Annotated in this window: 15 protein-coding genes, 1 tRNA gene and 2 pseudogenes; 12 read left to right on the top strand and 6 right to left on the bottom strand. The window is 60.0% G+C overall.

The genetic code is table 11. The features are described 5' to 3' along the window. Nucleotides 1-21: 21 nt before the first annotated feature. The 3 genes from mutY to mutM are packed head-to-tail and all read right to left on the bottom strand — an operon-like array spanning nt 22 to nt 3,977. A complete protein-coding gene (gene mutY / locus ABNT42_RS05610) occupies nt 22-1,155 on the bottom strand; it encodes an A/G-specific adenine glycosylase (RefSeq protein WP_348695132.1) in 1,134 nt (377 codons plus the stop codon). Nucleotides 1,156-1,203: 48 nt separating this feature from the next. Further along, nucleotides 1,204-3,132 (bottom strand): dynamin family protein, encoded by a 1,929-nt coding sequence (locus ABNT42_RS05605; RefSeq protein ID WP_348695129.1) that lies wholly within the window; start codon nt 3,130-3,132, stop codon nt 1,204-1,206. Nucleotides 3,133-3,143: 11 nt separating this feature from the next. Next, complete coding sequence (gene mutM, locus ABNT42_RS05600) at nt 3,144-3,977, bottom strand: bifunctional DNA-formamidopyrimidine glycosylase/DNA-(apurinic or apyrimidinic site) lyase (protein ID WP_348695126.1); 834 nt, start codon at nt 3,975-3,977, stop codon at nt 3,144-3,146. A gap of 149 nt (nt 3,978-4,126) precedes the next feature. Between mutM and ABNT42_RS05595 the strand changes: the two genes are divergently transcribed. The 8 genes from ABNT42_RS05595 (at nt 4,127) to ABNT42_RS05560 (ending at nt 11,649) form a co-directional block, all read left to right on the top strand. After that, nucleotides 4,127-5,998: a tetratricopeptide repeat protein gene (locus ABNT42_RS05595; RefSeq protein WP_348695123.1), complete on the top strand. Its 1,872-nt coding sequence runs from the start codon at nt 4,127-4,129 to the stop codon at nt 5,996-5,998. Between the two features lie 13 nt (nt 5,999-6,011). After that, nucleotides 6,012-6,647 carry a lipoprotein insertase outer membrane protein LolB gene (gene lolB / locus ABNT42_RS05590; protein ID WP_348695116.1) on the top strand — a complete coding sequence of 212 codons (636 nt, stop codon included), beginning with the start codon at nt 6,012-6,014 and terminating at the stop codon, nt 6,645-6,647. 25 nt (nt 6,648-6,672) lie between these two features. Further along, nucleotides 6,673-7,551 (top strand): 4-(cytidine 5'-diphospho)-2-C-methyl-D-erythritol kinase, encoded by an 879-nt coding sequence (gene ispE, locus ABNT42_RS05585; protein ID WP_348695113.1) that lies wholly within the window; start codon nt 6,673-6,675, stop codon nt 7,549-7,551. 75 nt (nt 7,552-7,626) lie between these two features. Further along, nucleotides 7,627-7,703, top strand: a tRNA-Gln gene (locus ABNT42_RS05580). Between the two features lie 158 nt (nt 7,704-7,861). Beyond that, a complete protein-coding gene (locus tag ABNT42_RS05575; RefSeq protein ID WP_155436342.1) occupies nt 7,862-8,812 on the top strand; it encodes a ribose-phosphate pyrophosphokinase in 951 nt (316 codons plus the stop codon). Between the two features lie 187 nt (nt 8,813-8,999). Further along, the gene (locus tag ABNT42_RS05570) at nt 9,000-9,599 is read left to right on the top strand and encodes a 50S ribosomal protein L25/general stress protein Ctc (RefSeq protein WP_348695109.1); all 600 of its coding nucleotides are present in this window, start codon (nt 9,000-9,002) and stop codon (nt 9,597-9,599) included. Nucleotides 9,600-9,718: 119 nt separating this feature from the next. Further along, a complete protein-coding gene (gene pth / locus ABNT42_RS05565) occupies nt 9,719-10,303 on the top strand; it encodes an aminoacyl-tRNA hydrolase (RefSeq protein WP_348695106.1) in 585 nt (194 codons plus the stop codon). A 50-nt stretch (nt 10,304-10,353) separates the two neighbouring features. Further along, nucleotides 10,354-11,649 (top strand): amidohydrolase, encoded by a 1,296-nt coding sequence (locus tag ABNT42_RS05560; protein ID WP_348695103.1) that lies wholly within the window; start codon nt 10,354-10,356, stop codon nt 11,647-11,649. 43 nt (nt 11,650-11,692) lie between these two features. Here the strand turns inward: ABNT42_RS05560 and ABNT42_RS05555 are convergent, their stop codons facing one another. From ABNT42_RS05555 to ABNT42_RS05545, 3 genes and pseudogenes are all read right to left on the bottom strand, one after another. Next, a complete protein-coding gene (locus ABNT42_RS05555; RefSeq protein ID WP_348695101.1) occupies nt 11,693-13,534 on the bottom strand; it encodes a DUF885 domain-containing protein in 1,842 nt (613 codons plus the stop codon). 121 nt (nt 13,535-13,655) lie between these two features. Beyond that, a pseudogene (locus ABNT42_RS05550) lies at nt 13,656-13,748 on the bottom strand (PEP-CTERM sorting domain-containing protein); the annotation flags it as partial. Nucleotides 13,749-13,838: 90 nt separating this feature from the next. Beyond that, nucleotides 13,839-14,903 (bottom strand): annotated as a pseudogene (locus tag ABNT42_RS05545) (NF038122 family metalloprotease); the annotation flags it as partial. A 535-nt stretch (nt 14,904-15,438) separates the two neighbouring features. Between ABNT42_RS05545 and ychF the strand changes: the two are divergent. The 4 genes from ychF to ABNT42_RS05525 all read left to right on the top strand — a co-directional run bounded on the left by ychF (nt 15,439) and on the right by ABNT42_RS05525 (nt 21,549). Next, complete coding sequence (ychF, locus tag ABNT42_RS05540) at nt 15,439-16,530, top strand: redox-regulated ATPase YchF (protein ID WP_348695098.1); 1,092 nt, start codon at nt 15,439-15,441, stop codon at nt 16,528-16,530. Between the two features lie 367 nt (nt 16,531-16,897). Beyond that, the gene (locus ABNT42_RS05535; RefSeq protein ID WP_348695095.1) at nt 16,898-18,901 is read left to right on the top strand and encodes a methyl-accepting chemotaxis protein; all 2,004 of its coding nucleotides are present in this window, start codon (nt 16,898-16,900) and stop codon (nt 18,899-18,901) included. A gap of 68 nt (nt 18,902-18,969) precedes the next feature. Continuing rightward, nucleotides 18,970-19,773: a transporter substrate-binding domain-containing protein gene (locus ABNT42_RS05530; protein WP_348695092.1), complete on the top strand. Its 804-nt coding sequence runs from the start codon at nt 18,970-18,972 to the stop codon at nt 19,771-19,773. Nucleotides 19,774-19,893: 120 nt separating this feature from the next. Further along, nucleotides 19,894-21,549, top strand: a complete 1,656-nt coding sequence (locus ABNT42_RS05525; protein WP_348695089.1) for an NYN domain-containing protein — start codon at nt 19,894-19,896, stop codon at nt 21,547-21,549. Nucleotides 21,550-21,556: the final 7 nt, after the last annotated feature.

Below are 21,556 nucleotides of genomic sequence, written 5' to 3'. Positions count from 1 at the left end.
AGCCGCCACTGATTGCTGGTGTTAGTTGCTGCCTGCCAGTTCTAGCAGCAGCTTTTTGATGGGGGCAGGCAGGGCGGCTTCGCTCAGTTGTGCCAGCGGGAGCCAGACGTAAGCTGCCTGCGCCGCCATCATGCGCCGTTGTGCCAGCGTGATGCGGTAAGGCGCAATATGCAACTTGTAGTGCGTGAAAACGTGGGTGACTGTATTCAGGCGTTCATAGCTTTCCATCGTGCCGAACGGTTCGACGGCGCGCAGCAGTTCATCGTCCGCTGCCGCATTTACATCTTTGCTCTCGTCGCTATCTTCATCCGGCGCGGCCACATGGCCGGCCAGTTCCGGCAGCGACAGCAGGCCGCCCCAGATGCCCGTCGGTGGACGCTGCTCCAGCAGCACGGCGCCACTATCGATTATCAGCAGCATGACGGCGTGCTTTTCGGGGCTGGCCTTCTTCGGTTTGCGCACAGGCAGTTCAGCCGTGCGCCCCGTGTTATAGGCCACGCAGCGCGGCTGCATGGGGCAGCGCGCGCAATCGGGCTTGCTGCGCGTGCAGAGCGTCGCGCCCATATCCATCAGCCCCTGCGTGTAGGACTCTATGCCCTGTTCGGGTAAGAGTGCTTCGGCACGGCGCCACATCATGTCTTCCGTCTTGCGTTCGCCCGGATAGGTATTCACGCCATACACGCGGGCCAGCACGCGCTTGACGTTGCCATCCATGATGGCGGCGCGGCGGCCGCTGGAGAATGCCGCAATCGCCGCTGCCGTGGAGCGGCCTATGCCGGGCAGGTCGGCCAGCAGTACCGGGTCGGAGGGGAACACGCCGCCGTATTCTGCCACTACGCGCTGGGCACATTTATGCAGGTTGCGCGCACGGGTGTAGTAACCAAGCCCGCTCCACTGCGCCATCACGTCCTCTACCGGCGCGGCCGCCAGGCTGGCCAGATCGGGGAAGCGCGTCAGGAAGCGCTGGTAGTAGCCGATCACGGCCGATACCTGCGTCTGCTGCAACATGATTTCGGATAGCCAGATCAGATAGGCGTCGCGGGTGTTCTGCCACGGCAGCGTGTGGCGCCCATGCTGCTTCTGCCACGCCATCAGAGTGGCGGAAAAAGCGGGATCGTGAAAATCTTCCTGTGCGAATTCGACTGCTAACTTCATAGGGTTCCTGAAATACCGGGGCTGGTGCGACGGGCGCTGACCAGCGTTTTATGCGGCGGCGTCCAGCGCCGTCCAATCCGCGTTGATGGCAAGGCTGACCTGTCCGGCCAGTTCCAGCAGCGTGGTCTTCTGCGCGGCCAGTTCCTGCTGGCTAGCTTCGAAGGCTTCGATCTTCTGCTCCAGACTGTCCGTGGCATCATGGATGCGCTGGATCGAAGCCTGCCGGTGCCTGAGCTGTTCCTTGTGCTGGCGGATCTGCGCTTCCAGCGGCGCCATGATGACTTTCAGCCATGCTTCCGCATCCTGATTGGCCGCTTTGAAGCAGGCCCGCACGCGCGATGCGATGGTATCAAAAAACTTCTCCATCAGTACGACGCGGCTGGTGGTAATCAGCGTGGCCGTGCCGAACTGCTTATTGTAGATGGCTTCGATGGTGGCGATCTCGGAGCGGTAGGGCTGCAGCGTGAACGCCATCGGCATGGCCAGCGACAGTCCGTGTTCGCTGGCGAAGCGGCGGTACATCACCGCCATCATGTCGCTGATTTCGGCGGTCTTGCGTTCGGCTGCATCGAGGTTGGCGTTGACGCGGGCGAAGTACTGGCGCATGGCTTCGCGCACGCCCGTGAAGAAGCGGCTGTGCTGCATATCGCTGCGCACCTGCTCGATATCGTCGCGCACAATGTCCATGCCCATGCAGGTGTATAGCTCGGTGGACAGGCGGGTGAACACGGAGCGGGTGGCCTGCAGCGTGTACAGGCTGGCGTCGAACTCTTTCTTCTCCACCTCGATGCGGCGGATCATGTGGCTGATCATGTTCTGGTTCTTGCCGCGCAGGCTGTTGAGCTCTACCAGCTGCTCGACGATGCCGCGGCTGCGCGCCTGCAGCAGCCCCAGTTGCGCGCTACTGAGCGCCTGCAGTTCATCCTGCAGTTGCTGGCGCACGATGTCTTTCTTGGCTGTGATCAGCTGTTCGAACAGCGCCTGTTCCAGTGCCGGCAGGCGGCTACGTGCGAGCAGGGCGGCATCGCCCGTAATGCGTGCCACCAGACCTTTCTGCGCCGATACGGGGAAGACCTGACGGGTTTCCAGCCCCAGCGTGTGGGCGGCCTGTTCCTGCTGGCGCGCGATGTCGGCATCGATATCGTCCGTGCTGCGCAGTTCGTCCCACAGGCCGTCGATTTTATTCAGTACTACGAGCCGCCCCGCGCTGGCGCCGATATGCTGGCGCCACACGTCGATATCGCTGCGCGTGACACCGGCATCGGCGGCGAGGATGAACAGTACGGCATGCGCATTCGGAATCAGATTCAGCGTCAGTTCCGGTTCCGTGCCGATGGCGTTCAGGCCCGGGGTATCGAGAATCACCAGTCCCTGTTTGAGCAGCGGGTGAGGGAAGTTGATGATGGCATGGCGCCAGCGCGAAATTTCCACCATGCCGGCCTCGTCGATGGTGCTGGCTAGTGCCGGATCTTCCTCGTCATACAGGCCGTAGCGACGGGCTGCTTCCACCGGCACGCGCTGTGTCATGCCAACCTGCTTGAAGACTTCGTGCATGGCCGCGCCATCGGCCAGATCGAGCGGCAGCACGGTCCACGCGTCAGGCTGATCGCGGTAATCGCCGGTGGACAGGTGGTCGGCACGGGTTTCTATTGGCAGCAGACGTAGCGAGGGCGCATAGGCGGCGTCATACATCAGTTCGGTGGGGCACATGGTAGTGCGCCCTGCGGCAGAAGGCAGCAAGCGCTGGCCGTAATCAGCAAAGAAGATGGCGTTGATCAGTTCCGACTTGCCGCGCGAGAATTCCGCCACGAATGCCAGCGATAGCTTGTCGTCGCCCAGCCGTGCCAGCGTGCGGGCGATGCGCTGCTCGGTGGCGCCATCGGACAGGCCAGTGGCGCGCATCCAGCTCTGATAGCCAGTCAGCGCGGTCAGTACGCTGTGGCGCCATGCACTGTAATGTTCGAAATCCCTGACCATGGAGTCTGCCCTTATTTTTGGCAATGCACGCAGTAGAAGGTGGAGCGCTGGCCCTGCTTGATTTGCCGGATCGGTGTGCCGCACACTTTGCACGGCACACCAGCACGATCATAGACGAAATAGGTCTGCTGGAAGTAACCGGATTGCCCATTTACGGCAATAAAGTCACGTAGCGTGCTGCCGCCCTGCACGATGGCTTCGGCCAGCACTTCGCGCACCGTCTGCGCCAGCGTTTCATAGCGGGCCAGACTGATGCGGCCTGCCGGTGTTTTCGGATTGATGCGGGCGCGGAACAGGCTTTCCGATGCATAGATATTGCCGACGCCGACGACGATATCGCCCGCTAGCAGCGCCTGCTTGACGGCGGTGCTGCGGCCGCGCGTGCGGTCATATAGCAGCTTGCCGGTAAAGCCGGCTTCCAGCGGCTCCACGCCCAGTTCGCGCAGCAGCACGTGGTGTTCCAGTGCACCATCGGCAGCGTCATGCCACAGTACGGCGCCGAAGCGGCGCGGGTCTTTCATGCGCAGAGCTTGCAGGCCCTGTGCGCTCGCCACCACCAGATCGATGTGGTCATGCTTTTCCTGCGCCGTGGCGGCTGGCAGGATGCGCAGATGGCCGGACATGCCCAGATGGATGATCAGCGTGCCATGGTCGAAGTGCACCAGCAGGTATTTGCCGCGCCGCCCCGTGCTGCGCACGGTGCGGCCGCTGAGCAGCTGGTTCAGTTCGGGCGGGAAGGGCCAGCGCAGGCCGTCGCGCCGCAGCACGACGGAATGCACGGTACGGCCTTCGAGGTGGGGCGCAACGCCGCGTCGGGTGACTTCAACTTCTGGTAATTCTGGCATCAGTTTCGCTTAGTTTCTGCTGTGGTTGAGCGGGAGCAGGGGAGTCCATGGGCGGCAGTCCGGAATATTTGGTTACACTAGTCAAACACGCCAGTCCGCTGCAGGGCGTAGAATCTGTCCGTAACTATACCGATTGCCAGGATTTACCCTTGAAAAACGCTTTTGCCATTGTAACCTTGTCGGCCCTGCTGTCGGCATGCGCCACCGCCCCGCAACTGGCTCCCCCTGTGAATACTTCTGCTGCCGATGTGCCGCCTTCGGGCGGTGCCGCGAGCGGCGCAACCGTAGCGGCGCCAGTACCAGCTCCGGCACCGGCAGCCGCGTCGGCACCAGCACCGGCACCGTCCGGCGAGGTGCTGACGGCAGGCGAAGCGGCACCCGCCACGCCTGCCGTAGTGCTGCCTAAAGTGGAGCTGACGAGCGAACTGGTATACCGCATCACCAAGGCTGAACTGGAATTCAAGCAGGGCAACTGGCAAGGGCCCTACATCACCATGCTGGCGCTGGCGCAGCAGACGCGCGATCCCCGGCTGGCGCAGCGCGCCACGGAGATGGCAATGGCCGCCAAGCAGGGCGCAGAGGCACTATCGGCCATCCGTCTGTGGCGCGGGCTGGCGCCGGATTCGGACGAAGCGATCCAGCTGCAACTGGGCTTTCTGGTGAATTACCCTGATCTGCGCGAGGCCGAACAGGTGTTTGCCCTGCGCCTGAAGCAGCTGCCGCAGAAATCGCGGCCGCTGGCCATGTTCCAGATGCAGCAACTGCTGCTGCACCTGAAAGACAAGGGTGCCACCTTCGCGCTGCTGGAGCGCGTGCTGGCACCGTATGACGATATGCTGGAAAGCCATCTGATACTGGCGCAGAGCGCATTTGCCCTCAACGATGCGCCACGCGCCTATGCCGAAGCGGAGCGGGCGCTGGCCATCAAGGCCGATTCGGAACTGGCGGTACTGACCAAAGCGCAGGTGTCGGGCAGTCTGGATAAGGCGCTGGCCGTGCTGTCGGACTTCCTTGCCCGGCACCCCCATGCGCAGGAAGTGCGCGCAGCCTATGCGCGCATTCTGATCGACGCCAAGCAGGTGGATGCCGCCCGCGAGCAATTCCTCACCCTGCTCAAAGACCAGCCGGACAATCTGGCCACGCTGTATTCGCTGGGTGCCATGGCTATGCAGAGCAATGATCTGGTTCATGCCGAAAAATATCTGTCCCGTTATGTAGAGTTGCTGGCACAGCAGCCGAATGACGAGCGTGATCCGTCCAAGGTGCTGATCATCCTGTCGCAGATCGCCGAGCACCGTGGCGATCTGGCAGCCGCCTATAACTGGCTGGATCAGATCGAAGAGGGGGATGACAAGGACTATCTGGCAGCACGCCTGAAAATGGCCCAGCTGACGGCACGTCAGGGCAAGGTGGATGAAGCGCGCGCCCAGCTGGCCGCGCTCAAACCGAGCGACCAGAACGATCAGGCGCAAGTATTTCTGGTCGATGCGCAGTTGCTGCGCGATGCGGGCGATGTGCTGACGGCCTTTGTGGTGCTGGAAAACGCCAACAAGCGCTTTCCCGGCAATCCTGATCTGCTGTACGAATTTGCCCTGCTGGCGGAAAAACTGGGGCAGGTGGAACTGATGGAGAAGACGCTGCGGCAGGTGATGATTGCCGCGCCGGATAACCAGCAAGCCTATAACGCGCTTGGTTATTCGCTGGCCGAGCGCAATGAGCGTCTGCCGGAAGCCTATAGTCTGATCGACAAAGCGCTGAAGATGGCGCCCGGTGATCCCTACATCATGGATAGCATGGGCTGGGTGCAATATCGCATGGGCAATCTGGACGAAGCGGAAGCCATGCTGCGTCAGGCCTATGCCGTGCGTAAGGATGCCGAGATCGCCGTTCACCTTGGCGAAGTGCTGTTCGTCAAAGGCGATCAGGCGGGCGCGCGCAAACTATGGCAGGAAGCCCAGCGCAAGGACCCGCAGAATGATGTGCTGAAAAGTACGCTGGCCCGACTGAAACAAAGCCTGTGAGACGGCGCCGATGATGATGAAACGTTTATTTAACCGCCGGGCCGTGCGCTGCGGCACAATGGCCATCAGTCTGGGCGCCAGCCTGCTGCTGGGCGGCTGCGCCACCAGCGGCGGTGCGCCCCTCTCCACGGCCAGCGTGGCCCCTTACCGCAGCACGCTGGCGCTGCAAGGTTCGATAGGCATCAACTATCTGCGTGACGGCAAGCGCGAATCGCTGACCGGTACTTTCCAGTGGCAGCAGACGCCTGCCGCAACGGATGTGACGCTGATCTCGCCTACCGGCCAGACCGTGGCCGTGCTGCATGTGACACCAGCGCAGGCCAGCCTGCAGCAAAGCGGCCAGCCTGTGCGTACGGCCGCCGATCTGGATAGCCTGACCAGTCAGACGCTGGGCTGGAGCTTGCCTGTAGCAGGTCTGCGCGACTGGCTGCAAGGCTATGCCACCGACGCGCAGGGCCAGCGATTCAGTGCTTCGCCTGCCAACAATACGGTGGTCACGCGCGATGGCTGGAAGGTCGACTATATGACGTGGCAGGATGGGCTAGCGCCCGTACCGCAGCCCAAACGTATCGAACTGACCCGCTTGGTGGCGGGTGACGTGGAGGAACTGGCGATCCGTATCGCTATTCGCCCCGCAGTAGAAGAATAGAAGAATAGAAGAATAAAATACTGACATGACTAGCCTGAAACATTGTCCCGCCCCTGCCAAACTGAATCTGTTCCTGCACGTGAATGGTCGCCGTCCCGATGGTTATCACTTGCTGCAGACGGTGTTCCAGATGGTGGACCATGGCGACAGCCTCGATTTCACCCTGCGCGACGATGAGCAGATCGTGCGCGTGACGGAGCTGGCCGGCGTGCCGCAGGAGCGCGATCTGATTATCCGCGCCGCCCGTCTGCTGCAGGCCGAAGTGCAGCGCCGCACGGGCCGCCTGCCGCGTGGCGTGGATATCGCCATCCATAAGGTGCTGCCCATGGGCGGCGGGCTGGGCGGCGGCTCGTCCGATGCCGCCACGACGCTGATGGTGCTCAACCATCTGTGGCAGGCTGGTCTGAGCCGTGAGGAACTGATGGCCATGGGCTTGCCGCTGGGCGCCGATATCCCGTTCTTTATTTTCGGCCAGACGGCTTTTGCGGAAGGTGTGGGCGAGGCGCTGCAACCCGTGCAGGCGGCCGATTGCTGGTATGTGGTGATCGAACCGGGGGTCGAAGTCCCTACGGCAGCAATTTTTTCTTCAGAACATTTGACAAGGGATACTCCGGTCGTCATAATAACGGACTTTTCCAGCCACCTCGAAAATCGAAACGGTTTCAAGGAGTTTGGGAAAAACGACTTACAGCAGGTAGCAACGCAGTTATTTCCGCCAGTAGCAGAAGCGGTAGCGTGGCTAGCAGCGTACGGTGATGCCAGGATGACTGGCTCTGGTGCATGTGTGTTTTGTGCGCTGGCCTCCGAAGCGGAAGCAGAGTCGGTGCTGAAACAGGTGCCGGCAAAGTGGCAAGCATGGAAAGCCAAGGCGCTCCATCATCACCCACTGAATGCGATGTTGTGAAGCGTAAAAAAGATTTGGCTTAGCGTTAAAATGGCTGTATAATATCGGCCTGTAGCGACAAGCAACAAGTTGCGTAGGGGAATCGCCAAGCTGGTTAAGGCACCGGATTTTGATTCCGGCATACCAAGGTTCGAATCCTTGTTCCCCTGCCATTCGTTTGTATCTGGAACCGTCGAGGCTGAAGCAGTCTCCGGCCGGATAGGGCAAAAATGTCTCGCCATGAGCGGGACATTCTACTTAGTACACATAGCGTTGATAGCACTGTCAGCGGCTTTTCAAAAAATTCTTCGACTTTTCTCTGGGACTCCCAATGGCTTTCGAAAACCTGATGGTTTTTACCGGCAACGCTAATCCTGCATTGGCAGAAGGGGTCGTCAAAAATCTCGGCATCCCTCTCGGCAAGGCAAACGTTTCGAAATTCTCGGACGGCGAAGTGATGGTAGAGATTAACGAAAACGTCCGCGGTAAAGACGTCTTCGTTCTGCAATCGACCTGCGCCCCTACTAACGACAGCCTGATGGAACTGATCCTGATGGTCGATGCACTGAAACGTGCGTCCGCTGGTCGTATCACTGCTGCAATTCCTTACTTCGGCTATGCCCGTCAAGACCGTCGCCCCCGTTCGGCACGTGTGGCGATCTCGGCTAAAGTCGTGGCCAACATGCTGGAAGAAGCCGGCGTCGAGCGCGTCCTGATCATGGATCTGCACGCTGACCAGATTCAGGGCTTCTTCGATATTCCGGTCGATAACATCTATGCATCGCCAGTGCTGCTGGGCGACCTGCAGAAGAAAAACTACCAGGACCTGCTGGTAGTATCGCCGGACGTCGGCGGCGTAGTGCGCGCACGTGCACTGGCCAAGCGTCTGGGTTGCGATCTGGCCATCATCGACAAGCGCCGTCCTAAAGCCAACGTTTCCGAAGTGATGAACATCATCGGTGAAGTGGAAGGCCGTAACTGCGTGATCATGGATGACATGGTCGATACCGCTGGTACGCTGGTCAAAGCGGCAGAAGTGCTGAAAGAGCGCGGCGCCAAGAAAGTCATCGCGTATTGCACCCACCCTGTGCTGTCCGGTCCTGCGATCGAACGTATCACCACCTCCTCGCTGGACGAGCTGGTTGTGACCGACACGATTCCGCTGTCCGAAGCTGCCAAGGCCTGCGACAAGATCCGTCAACTGACCTGCGCACCACTGCTGGCAGAGACCTTCAAACGTATCGTCAAGGGTGATTCCGTGATCTCCCTGTTCATCGACTAAGTTCGACGATACGTGATGCCGCAGCCTGTGCTGCGGTGTTGCTAAAAGATTTACGCGGCGCACCGGCTTTTGCCGTTGCGCCGTTGTTGTTCCGGTTGCATGGGTCGCAAGACCCATATTCTGAAGCACCCTGGTCGCGGGGGCTTCCTAACACGGGGCGCGAGCCCTGTTATTTTTGGAGTATCACATGAAAGTAGTAGCATTCAAACGCGAATTGCAAGGTTCCGGAGCGAGCCGCCGCCTGCGCAATTCGGGCCAGACCCCAGGTATCGTTTACGGCGGTACCGAGCCAGCAATCACCATCTCGCTGGACCACAACGCCCTGTACCACGCTCTGAAAAAAGAAGCGTTCCACTCGTCGATCCTGGATCTGGAAATCGACGGCGTTTCCCAGCAAGTTCTGCTGCGCGACTTCCAAGTTCACGCATTCAAACAACTGGTTCTGCACGCTGACTTCCAGCGCGTAGACCAGAACAAAAAAATGCACACCAAAGTGGCTCTGCACTTCGTGAACGCTGAAGTTTCGCCAGCTGTTAAGCTGCACGGCGCAACCATCAGCCACGTTGCTAACGAAATCGACGTATCGTGCCTGCCAAAAGACCTGCCAGAGTTCATCACCGTTGACCTGGCAAACATCGACGTTGGCCACTCGCTGCACGTAGGCGATCTGGTTCTGCCAGCTGGCGTTACCGCTGTTACCCACGGCGCCAACCTGACCATCGCTACCGCTTCGGTACCTGCTGGTCACGTATCGGCTGAAGCCGCTGCTGCTGACGAGAAGAAGTAATCACTGATGCCGCCCGCGGGCGGTAGCTAGTGCAGCCCCCGCTGGTCTGATCGCACTCTGGTGCGCCTGCCAGCGGGGGTTTTTTTATGCCCGACCCTATTTTTGCCGCGCAAAATTCTATGCCTATCCGTCTCATCGTTGGTCTCGGCAACCCCGGCGCCGAATACGAACAAACCCGCCACAATGCCGGCTTCTGGCTGGTCGATAATCTGGCCAACAGCCTGCCCGGCACCCGATTGCAGCGCGAAACGCGCTACAACGCGCTGATGGCGCGCACCAGCGTGGCCGGTCAGGAAGTGTATCTGCTGGAGCCGCAGACCTATATGAACCGTTCCGGCCAGTCGGTCGGTGCGCTGTGCCGCTTCTTCAAGATCACACCCGATCAGGTGCTGGTGGTACATGATGAACTCGATCTGATGCCCGGCATCGCGCGGCTCAAAAAGGGCGGTTCGGCCGGTGGCCACAATGGTCTGAAAGACATCACGGCGGCACTCGGTACGCAGGACTACTGGCGGCTGCGGCTAGGCATCGGCCATCCGCGCACGCTGGGCCTGCAGCAGCCGGTGGCAGACTTTGTACTGCACCGTCCGCGTCGCGACGAGCAGGATCTGATCGAACAGGCCATCGATAAATCGCTGCTGGTGATGAACCAGATCGTCGAAGGCAAATTCGAAGCGGCCACCATGAAGTTGCATACGGCCTGAGTTGACGGTGGTATGCTGGCATTTTGATCACGCCAGCTAGGAAACCACCAATGAAATATCTGCCGCTCGCTGCTCTGTTGTTGACCGTTGGCGCGCACAGCGCCCCTGCACTCGATGCCGCTGCCGTGGCGGCGCAGGTCAATGCCATGTATCCCAAGCTCGATGTGATCTACAAGGATCTGCATGCGCATCCGGAGATCGCGTTTCAGGAGCAGCGCACGGCTGCCAAGCTGGCGGCGGAAATGCGTAGCCTCGGTTTCGAAGTAACGGAAAAAGTCGGCAAGACGGGCGTGGTGGCCATGTACCGCAATGGCCCCGGCCCGCTGGTGCTGGTGCGTACCGAAATGGACGGCCTGCCGATGGAAGAAAAATCCGGCTTCCCGTTTTCCAGTAAAGCCCATGCGCTGCTTGATGGTAAAGACACCATGGTGGCGCACAGCTGCGGCCATGATGTGCACATGACGGCATGGCTGGGTGCCGCGCGCACGCTGGTAGCGATGAAATCGCAGTGGAAGGGCACGCTGATGTTTATCGGCCAGCCGGCCGAAGAAATCGTCAGCGGTGCCAAAGCCATGCTCGATGATGGCCTGTTCCGCCGCTTCGGCAAACCCGATTACGCGTTTGCCCTGCATAGCTGGCCGCATGCCTATGGCACTATCGGCTATAACAGCGGCCCTGTCTCGTCCAATTCGGACGCGATCGAAATCACTTTCAAAGGCCGTGGCGGCCATGGCTCGGCACCGGACAAGGCGCTCGATCCCGTTACCATTGCGGCCCGTTTCGTGGTCGATGTGCAGACCGTGGTGAGCCGCGAAAAAGATCCCAAGGAATTCGGTGTGGTGACGATCGGCGCGATCAACGGCGGCACGGTGGGGAATATCATTCCCGATTCCGTACGTGTGCGCGGCACTATCCGTTCCTATAGCCCCGAAGTGCGGGCCAAGCTGCTGGCCGGTGTACGCCGCATTGCTAACGCATCGGCAGCCATGGCTGATGCACCGGCACCGGATGTTGAGCTGATTGCTGGTGGCGCTGCCATCGATAATAGTGCGGCACTGGTGGCACGTACCGCGCCCGTGTTCGAGCAGGCTTTCGGTGCAGCCAATGTGGTGCGTCGTCCGGCCATGACGGCTAGTGAAGACTTCTCCGAGTTCGTCAATCAGGGGGTGCCCGGCATGTTCTTCTTCACTGGCGTGTACGATGCGGCGGCCGTGGCGGAAGCCGAAAAGCCGGGCGGCAAACCGCTGGCGTTCAATCATTCGCCTTATTACGCACCGGTGCCGGAACCATCGATCAAAACCGCTGCACAGGCGATGGTGCTGGCGGTCATGAACGTGATGCAGTGAGCTTGAACCTAGCCGCCGGAATCAGCGGCTAGTTCATTAGCGCTTAGCGCGTGGCCGCGATCCAGCGGTTGACGCGCGCTTCCAGTATCGGCAGCGGCAGGGTGCCGTCGCCGATTACCACCGCGTGGAATTGCGGGAAGCTGAACTTGTCGCCCAGCGCATCCTGCGCACGCTTGCGCAGTTCCTGTATCTTCAGCGCGCCGATCTTGTAGCTAAGCGCCTGTGCCGGCCAGACCATATAGCGTTCGATCTGGTTTTTGGCGCGTGCTTCCGGCCAGCCCAGCGTCTCCACCAGATAGGCGATGGCCTGTTCACGGCTCCAGCCTTTGGCGTGCATGCCGGTGTCGACCACGAGCCGCGCTGCGCGCAGCATTTCCGCATTCAGGTGGCCGAAGTAGGCGACGGGATCTTCATACAGACCCATTTCGCGTCCCAGCGTTTCCGAATACAGCGCCCAGCCCTCGGTGTAGGCTGCGCTGTTCTGGTTCTCCGTGCTGAACTTGCGGAAGTCGGGGATATCGAGTTCCTTCAGCAGTGCCGCATGCAAGTGGTGACCGGGCACGCCTTCGTGCAGCAGTAGGCTGACCATGCCGACGCGGCTGTACTGCTTGGCATCGTTCACTACGGGCCAGAACACGCCCGGATGGGAACCGTCGCCAGCTGGCGGGGTGTAGTGGTCGGATGCGGTGGCGCGGGTCAGTTCCGGTTCCAGATGCAGTTCCAGCTGGGCTTTCGGAATCAGGCTGAAATAAGCCGGCAGTTTTGCCTGCACCTGTGCGTAGATGCTGCGATAGCCGTCGAGTACCTGTTCTTCCGTGCTGAAGGTGCGGTACTGATCCTGCGTCGCTACCCATTGCGACAGTAGATTAGCCGGTCCGGTGTAGCCCAGTTTGGGCGCCACTTCGGCCATCTGCTGCTGGATGCGCGCTACTTCTTTCAGACCCAGCGCATGGATGGCCTCCGCCTGCAGGGGCAGGTTGGTGCTGTCTTTGATGCGGGCGGCATACCATGCGGCGCCGTTCGGCAGGGCGCTCCAGCCGGTGCTAGCGCGGCTGGCTGGCAGGTATTCCGATTCGAGGAACTGTACGAGGCGGTTGAGTGCCGGTGCTATGCCTTTCTCCACTGCATTGCGGTAGGCGGCTGCCAGCTGTTTCTGCTCGGCGGCACTGAAGCTGGCAGGCAGGCGTTTGGCGGGGCTGTAGTAGATGCTGGCTTCTGTGCTGCTGGCGCGTAGCGCACGCATTTGCGGCAGCAGTGCCTGGGTGATGGCGGCCGGCTGCACCACGCCGCTACGGATGCCGGCGCGCATATTCGCTATCGCCTGATCTATCCACGCCGGCAACTGGTTCAGACGGCTCAGATAGGCGCGCTGCTGCGCCACGGTATTGAGTGGTTGCGAACCGTTGCCATCGGCGTAGTTAGCCAGTGTGCTAGGAACGTTATCGAAATGGTTGAGCGGCAGCAGGTGTTCGGGGAAGGATTCCAGCTGCATGGCGTTATTCAGTTCGTAGGTCAACAGCTCGAAGGTCAGCTGATCCTGCGGGTTGAGCTGATTGCGCTTGAGTGCCATCAACTGCTTCTGCATGGCGCGGTACAGATTGAACTGCTGAGCGCGCACTTTGGGCGAGATGGCCAGCCCTAGCTGGTCGTCATAGCGGCTGTCGCCGTTGGCGGTAGCGAACAGCAGCGGGTCGAAGCGGCAGCGCGCGCGGTGGAAGTCGGCGGCGATGCGCGCCAGTTGCTGCTGGGCGTTGCTGGCTTTGGCACTTTCGCTATGTTTGGCGCGTGCTGCCGCGCTGGCGGGCAGGCTGGCGCCGGTACTGAATAGCGCGGTCGCGAGCAGGGTGGCGGTGAGGGCAGAGCGGGGACGGCGGACGATGGTCATACAGTTTCCTCGGCAAAATGAGCTAGCCGGGAAAGTCTAGCAGTTCAAGGGCGGATGCAACAGGGGCGGACCCCGTTGCCGGTGGTCCGCCCCTGTGCGGTGCTAGCGAGCTAGCGCCGGATTAGGCTTGTTTAGCTTTGCGACGACGTGCAGCGAAGCCGGTGATGCCCAGACCTGCCAGCAGCATGGCATAGGTTTCTGGCTCAGGTACTGCTTGGGCCAGACCGTCCATGGCGTAGATTTCAGCGGTCGATTTAGCGTAGGTTGGATTGGCCAGAATGTTCTGGTTCAGGTTCCAGCCCATGGCATCGAAGGCTGCCAGGTCGTTCTGGGTGACGCTACCGCCGGCGCAGGCAGCAATGGTCGGGTCCATCACGCCGATCTGACGGGTGCTCAGATAGCAGCCACCGCTCAGGTCCAGTACGGCACGGTTGTCGGCCCAGTGCGAAGCTTGCTGGCCATCGCCGTTGTAGCTGCCGGTCGAGAAGAATGCGGCTTCCTGGTTCACGTCTGGCAGATTGAAGACACTGGCGCCGCCGTCGATCGAGAAGAAGGCAGTCTTGGCAGCGCCCCACTGCAGATAACGGCCACCTGCATCGACGCCTGCGCCGTAGCGGAACAGGTCCAGCGTGCTGCCGATGGCGAAGTTATCGATATTGGTGGTGCCGAAGGCGCCACTATTGAAGGCTGCGGCATACGGACCTTTACCGCCCAGCAGGTCGAAGCTGTCAACGCCGCTGACGAAGCCGAGAGCGTGGCCCAGTTCGTGTACAGCGACTGCGGTGAAGTCATATTTGCCAGCCGAGATGCCGTCGGTAGGGTTGAAGTCAAAGCCGAAGTTGGAGCTGAAGGTGATGCTGGCATCGGTCTGGCGTGCAGCGTAGCTAGGGCTCGAGTAGTCCGTGGCCATGCCCATGGCTTTCAGCACGGCGGTGTTGACGTCCAGATACTGGTTAATGCCATTGCTGCCGTTCGAAATACGGCTGCCTGCGGTGATATTAATACCGCTTTGCGTTGCAGCGTTGGCGTAAGCATTGACGCGCATGGCGAGATCGGTGCCATTGGCCAGCGTAGGCAGGTGCGCTAAAGCGATCTGATCCAGTGCGCTATTGCCAGTGGCGTGCAGGCCGGCGTAAACATCGGCTACCGAGGCGACATTCGAGTTGCTGCCGGTGCTGCCCAGAATGCCAGCGCCCAGTGCTGCAAATTTAATGTCGATACGGATATCTACATTGTTGGTCAGCGTCTTGTTCCAGTAGTTAGCGGCTTTCTGGAAGGCGAACAGTGCTTCGGCGCCATGTGGTGCGGTGGCGAAGCTATTGGTGCTGTCGATCAGAATGATATTTGCTGCGGATGCAGGCACAGCCATAGCAGCTGCAACGGCAGCAGCGGCGACGCTTTTAACCAGGTTTTTCTTCATTTTCACATCTCTCCATGTAAGCGGTATATATGTTCTAGAGCTCTTGTGGCCCATTACTGGTGCGGGATCGGTCACCGGCCGGCATCGCTGAGGACGCCTAAAAATCGTAACATAAGCCTAATTTTGCTTGTTTTAAGATCACGCAATTAGCATAAATAAATTTTGGAAAAACAACAGTTTGAGTTGCCTCAAAGAATTATTTAACAATTGGCGATTCCGCTTCTGACAATTGCCGAGGCCGCATGCCTGTTTGCGTGATGGGCACGCTTCAGTTCGGGCAGGATGATTTTGGAGAAGGCCTGTCCGGAGAGGTACAATAGAGCTCTTTTTTCGGCAAAATGCACTGAAACCAGCCTGATTGCACGGCCGGTCGGTGGCTTTTGTCCTCATTGCGTAGTGATGGTGGTGGTTAATCGCAACCCGGTATGGTGCCGGCCTAGCGCCGCACGTATCCGCCTAACTCGTTGAACTTTAAGGATTATTCATGAGTCTCAAATGCGGCATCGTGGGTCTGCCCAACGTCGGTAAGTCCACTCTCTTCAATGCACTGACCAAGGCTGGCATTCCGGCTGAAAACTATCCCTTCTGCACCATCGAACCTAACGTGGGCGTGGTGGAAGTGCCGGATCCCCGTATGGCGGCGCTGGCCGAGATCGTCAAGCCGGAGCGCATGGTCAATGCCATCGTGGAATTCGTCGACATCGCCGGTCTGGTAGCCGGTGCATCGCAGGGCGAAGGTCTGGGTAACCAGTTCCTGTCGCACATCCGCGAAACCGACGCCATCGTCAACGTGGTGCGCTGCTTCGAAGACGACAACGTGATTCACGTGGCCGGTAAAGTCAGCCCGCTGGACGATATCGAAGTGATCCAGACGGAACTGGCGCTGGCCGATCTGGGGACGGTAGAAAAAGCTCTGCACCGCGAGAACAAGAAAGCGCGCTCTGGCGACAAGGATGCAGCCAAGCTGGTCGCTCTGCTGGAACGCCTGATGCCGCATCTGAACGACGCCAAGCCAGTGCGCGCGCTGGGTCTGGATGCCGACGAAATGCTGCTGATTAAGCCGCTGTGCCTGATTACCGCCAAGCCGGCCATGTATGTGGCCAACGTGTCGGAAAGCGGCTTTAGCAACAACCCGCTGCTGGACCAGCTGAGCGCCTACGCCGCTAGCCAGAACGCGCCTATCGTGGCCATCTGCGCTGCCATCGAAGCGGAAATTGCCGATCTGGAAGATGCCGACAAAGCTGCCTTCCTGGCCGATCTAGGTATGGAAGAACCGGGTCTGGACCGTCTGATCCGTGCTGCCTACAAACTGCTGGGCCTGCAGACTTATTTCACCGCCGGTGTGAAAGAAGTGCGTGCCTGGACCATCCATATCGGTGATACCGCACCTCAAGCTGCAGGTGTGATCCACACCGACTTCGAGCGGGGCTTCATTCGTGCCCAGACTATCGCTTTTGACGATTTCATCCAGTTCAAGGGTGAGGGCGGCGCCAAGGAAGCCGGCAAGATGCGTGCTGAAGGCAAGGAATACGTGGTAAAAGACGGCGATGTGCTGAATTTCCTGTTCAACGTGTAAGTCAAATTCCGACTTTTGCATCGTTCTGAAACCCCGCTGTAGCGGGGTTTTTTATTGCCCGTACAGCAATCTTAAAAGCTGATTTATATCAAAAAACGACAGAATAATTTGTTTTAAGAAGATATTCCGCTATTTTTTTAATTGCACCAATCGATTGTATATATTTCCCGAAAGCACTTAGGTATTATTTGAAGAGCGACTGTTCCAGGGCCCTGTAACGCGTATCGATGCAGGGCTGACCTTCCCCGCCCCGAACTGGTGGTTGCATTCCGCCTCATTGCGGTTTTCCGGTTGTACAGCCAAAAGCTTGTGCAATTGTCCATGGTGCCCCATCCTGCACCTTTACCTGTTCGTAGAATGTCTCGCAATGCTGGCTACTTTTTTTGCTCCCGGTAAGCGCCTGATGCGTCAGTTGCGCATGCCTACCAAATTTTCCCTGATCGTTGTTGCGTTGCTGGTGCCGCTGCTGATGCTGCTGTTCCTATATGTGAGCAATGCTAATCAGGATATCGATTTCGCTCTCAAGGAAAAGACAGGCGTACGTTATCACCGTCAGGTGAATGTGCTGATGAATACCAGCTTGCAGCACCGCGGGCAGGCACTGCTGAAACTGCTGGACACGGAAAATCCTGCCGAAATGCAGGCGGCCGCCGAGCAGGTACGGGCTCAGTTTGCCAGCATGCAGAAAGATCTGGAGGGTGATGACCCCTTCCAGTTGCTGCCGCTGCTGAAGGAAGCCGAGGGCTTGTGGGGGCAGGCACTGGCAGGCACCTATACGGAAACCGCGCAGATCACGGCCAAGTACGCGCCGCTCAACCGCGCCCTGACCGCCATGCGTCGACGGATTTCCGACGGCTCGCAACTGGCACTCGATCCGGATGAGGACTCGTATTACCTGATGCTGTCTGGCACGGACAGAATGCCTTTGATTACCGAACAACTTGCCCCATTGCGCGGACTGGTGACCTATGTGGCGGCCAAGCCTGACCAGGCGCAGGCGACGCTGGTAAGGATAGCCGGCTACCTGGCGCTGCTGCGTAGCGAAATCGACGATGTACGAGACGAACTGGTGCGTGCTGGTAAGGCTAATCCGGCTGCACTGGTCAAGGTTGATCAGGCGCCGCTGGCTGCTGCGGATGCCTATCTGAAACAGATCAGCGATACGATAGTGACTTCCGTTAGCGCAGTCCCTTTCAAGATCTACGGTGACGGCACCAAGGCCATCAATGCGAATATCCAGTTGACCAATCAAGTACTGGAAGGGCTGGATGCGGCGCTGGACGGGCGTGTCATGCGTCTGCGCATGATGCGTAACACCATGCTGGCCGGTGTGATTCTGGCGCTGTCGGTAGCGGCCTATGCGCTGGTGAGCTTCTATCTGGCCAGCCTGAGTGGCCTGAACGCCATCACCCGCCGCGTCGAGCGCATGGGTAATGGTGATCTGAGCGATAGCACAGCCGCCAGTGGCAAAGATGAAGTGACGGCCGCCATCAATATGGTGCGTGGTAGTGTCGGCAAGCTGCACCAGATCGTGGCCGGGGTGCGGGTGTCGGCCGAGTCCATCAGTCTGGCCGCATCGGAAATTGCGGCCGGCAATAACGATCTGGCCCAGCGCGGTGCCCGTATCGCCGGTACGGTGCAGGAAGCGTCGTCGAATATGGATGCACTGGATCAGGCTGTGGCGCACAATCTGACCAACGCCAAGATGGCCGATGAGCTGGCGCTATCGGCCTTCAAGGTGGCCAGCAGCGGCGAGCAGACCGTGTCGAATGCCGTGGCCATGATGGAAAAAATCACCCAGTCCTCGCGCAAGATCGGCGAGATCACGCAGGTGATCGAAGGCATTGCTTTCCAGACCAATATTCTGGCGCTGAATGCTGCCGTAGAAGCGGCCCGTGCCGGTGAGCAGGGCCGTGGTTTTGCCGTGGTGGCATCGGAAGTCCGTAATCTGGCCCAGCGTAGTAGCAGTGCTGCCAAAGAAATCGGCGATCTGATCCGCACGTCCATCGGCGACGTCGATGAAGGTGCGCGCTTCGTGAATGCGGCCGGCAGCACCATGAGCGACATCGTGCAGTCGGTGCAGCGGGTGAATGTCATCATGGACCAGATTACCCAGGACTCCAATAAGCAGGCGCAGCAGATTAATGAAATGGCCGCTTCGGTACGCGAGGTCGATGCTAGCACGCAGGAAAATGCTGCCATGGTGGAAGAAATTGCCGCCGCTGTGATGTCGCTGGAGGAGCGTGCGACGTTCCTGTCGGATTCCGTGCAGGTGTTCCAGCTGGGTACGAAAGTGCCGGTGCATGGCACCGCCCAGCCCCGGCTGAAACTGGCCCGCCGTTCCGGCCGCGCACTGGACGCGGCCGCCTAAACGGGCACAGTGTTGCAGCGGCGCACGCCCGTGCGCCGCTGGCGAAAGAGCGTGGTAGTATTGCCAGCATGACAAAGGTATCCATCCGGAGCTGGCTGGTCGGTCTGGCGCTATGCCTGCCATGGCAGCTGGCACTGGCTGTCCAGACCATTCCTCTGTACGTCTACTATCCGGGGCCGACCTTCGCAGTTGGCATGCCCGGTAATCTCAGTGAAAAAATGGCCGAATGGCTGACCCAGCGTTCGGCCGGACGTTACCAGTTCATCGCTACCCAGTTACCCCGCCGCCGTCTGCAGCTGATGCTGAGCCAGCCCCAGTGGCAGGGCGTGGTGGCATGGGCCAATCCGCGCTGGTTTGGTAGCGAAGGGCGGCGCCAGAGCTGGAGCCGCTACTATATGGTCGATGCGAATATGGTGGCATCGCTGCGTAGCGCACCGTTCGAATATCAGGACGATGCCTCGTTACATGGTCAGCGCATCGGCACGGTGGAAGGATTCTCCTACAAGGATTTCGATGCGTTGCTGGCCGCGGGACTAGTCAGCAAGGACGAAGCCGATAGCGAGGCGCGCAATCTGCTCAAGCTGCAGCAGCGGCGCGTCGCGGTGGCGTTTCTGCAGGCGAGTTCGATGCCGCGCATGCGCCAGCAGTATCCCGATCTGGATAGCTGGCTGTATCTGTCCGAGCGTCCCCGTACGGTGTTCGAACGGGCTTTTTTCATGGCACCTAACCAGCCGCAGTTGCTGGCCTTTCTCAATCAGCAGAGTGCGGCCTTGCTCAATGACCGTCAGTGGCAGCAGGAATTTGACACCTGCAAGCACATCCTGCCGCGCCTGTCGGGCGCCAGCGAGGCCCAGCGCAAGCTGTGCCGTTAAGCCTTGCGGCAGCTTTGTTGGGTATAATCGCCGGATAAGCGGAGCCTTGCTCCGATCAAGCGCCGGTCCGCAGGGGCTGTCCTCGTCATCTGCTTCACCCATCACTAGAAAAAAATCTTCATGGCTTCTTCCAACGAAAACGTCAGCATGGCGCTGTTTTGCGACTTCGAAAACGTCGCACTCGGTGTGCGTGACGCCAACTACGACAAATTCGATATCAAGCCCGTGCTGGAGCGTCTGCTGCTCAAAGGTAGCATCGTGGTCAAGAAAGCCTATTGCGACTGGGACCGCTACAAGGGTTTCAAAGCGCCTATGCACGAAGCCAATTTCGAGCTGATCGAAATTCCCCATGTGCGCCTGTCCGGCAAGAACTCGGCCGACATCCGCATGGTGGTCGATGCGCTCGACCTGTGCTACACCAAATCGCATGTGGATACCTTCGTCATCATTTCGGGCGACTCGGACTTCTCGCCGCTGGTTTCCAAGCTGCGCGAAAATGCCAAGAAAGTGATCGGCGTGGGCGTCAAGCAATCGACTTCCGATCTGCTGGTGGCGAACTGCGACGAGTTCATTTTCTACGATGATCTGGTGCGCGAGAGCCGCCGCGCCAAACGCGATGCCAGCGAGAACCGTCAGGCCGTCAAACGTACGCCGGAAGAAGAACGCGCACGCCGGGAGGAAATGGATAAGCGCCGCAATCAGGCGGTGGAGATTGCCATCGACACGTTTGAAGCACTGGTGCTGGAACGTGGCGATAGCGGCAAGATCTGGGCGTCTGTGCTGAAGGAAGCTATCAAGCGACGCAAGCCCGATTTCAGCGAGTCCTATTATGGCTTCCGCACCTTCGGCAATCTGATCGAGGAATGCAAGGCGCGTGGCCTGCTGGAATTCGGCCGCGATGAAAAATCCGGCGCCTATGTCTATCGCGGTAGTGGCGTGCCTATGCCGGCAGCCGCGGTGGGCGAGGCAGTAGCGGCCGATGCAGCGCCGCCAGCCGAAGCCGATGGCAGCAAGCCCGAATCGCGCCGTAGCCGCAACCGTGGCCGTACCGCCGCCGAGCGCTTCGCGATCCGTCAGGCGGAACGTCTGGCCCGTGCAGGTCAGACTGCCGCCAGTGGTGACTCCGCCGGTGTCGAGCAAGGCACTGCGGGGGATGCTGCCGACCAGCCTGCAGTGACGCAGGCGGCGGTTGAGGTGGCGGCTGCACCAGTCGTGGCCGCGCCTGTCACTGAGGCGGCGCAGGGCGTGGTGGCCGAGGTTAATGGAGTAGCTCAGCTGGCGGCACAGGCGAAGAAGAAAAATGGTACCAAGCCACCTGCACGCAAGGTCAAAGCGGCTAACAAGCAGAAGTCAGGGCAGCAAGGGGAGGCCAAGCCGGAAGCGGTGCAGGAATCCCGCGCCGAGGCAGTGGTTGTCGCGCAGCCGCAAGCGGTAGTTGCGCAGGCGGAGGCTGCGCCTGCAGTGAAGCCGGAAGGCGCGAGTGCAGGCGCGGCATCCAATGCCGCCGCATCGCAGCCTGCTGCCGCAGCCAAGAAAGGGCCGCGTCACAAGGCTAAGCCGGCCGCCAAGGCCGCTGCAGCAGAAAAGCAGGCAGTGGCTCCGGCGACAGCTTCAGCTCCGGCCAGCGTGACCACTGCGCCGGCGCCAGCCGCCAAGTCTGCCGCTGCGGCGCCGGTGGGCGAGGGGAGCGAGGCCAAGGCGGCAGCTGCCAAGCCTGCCCGCAAGCCGGCACCACGCAAACCGCGCCCACCTAAAGCTGCCGCTAGCGCAGAGTAAGGACGCG

This window comes from Duganella fentianensis, assembly GCF_964031615.1.
GTDB classification, from domain to species: Bacteria; Pseudomonadota; Gammaproteobacteria; order Burkholderiales; family Burkholderiaceae_D; genus Rugamonas; species Rugamonas fentianensis_A.
Note: the sequence above shows the minus strand (reverse complement) of the source record. Positions and strands in the feature narration are given on the sequence as shown.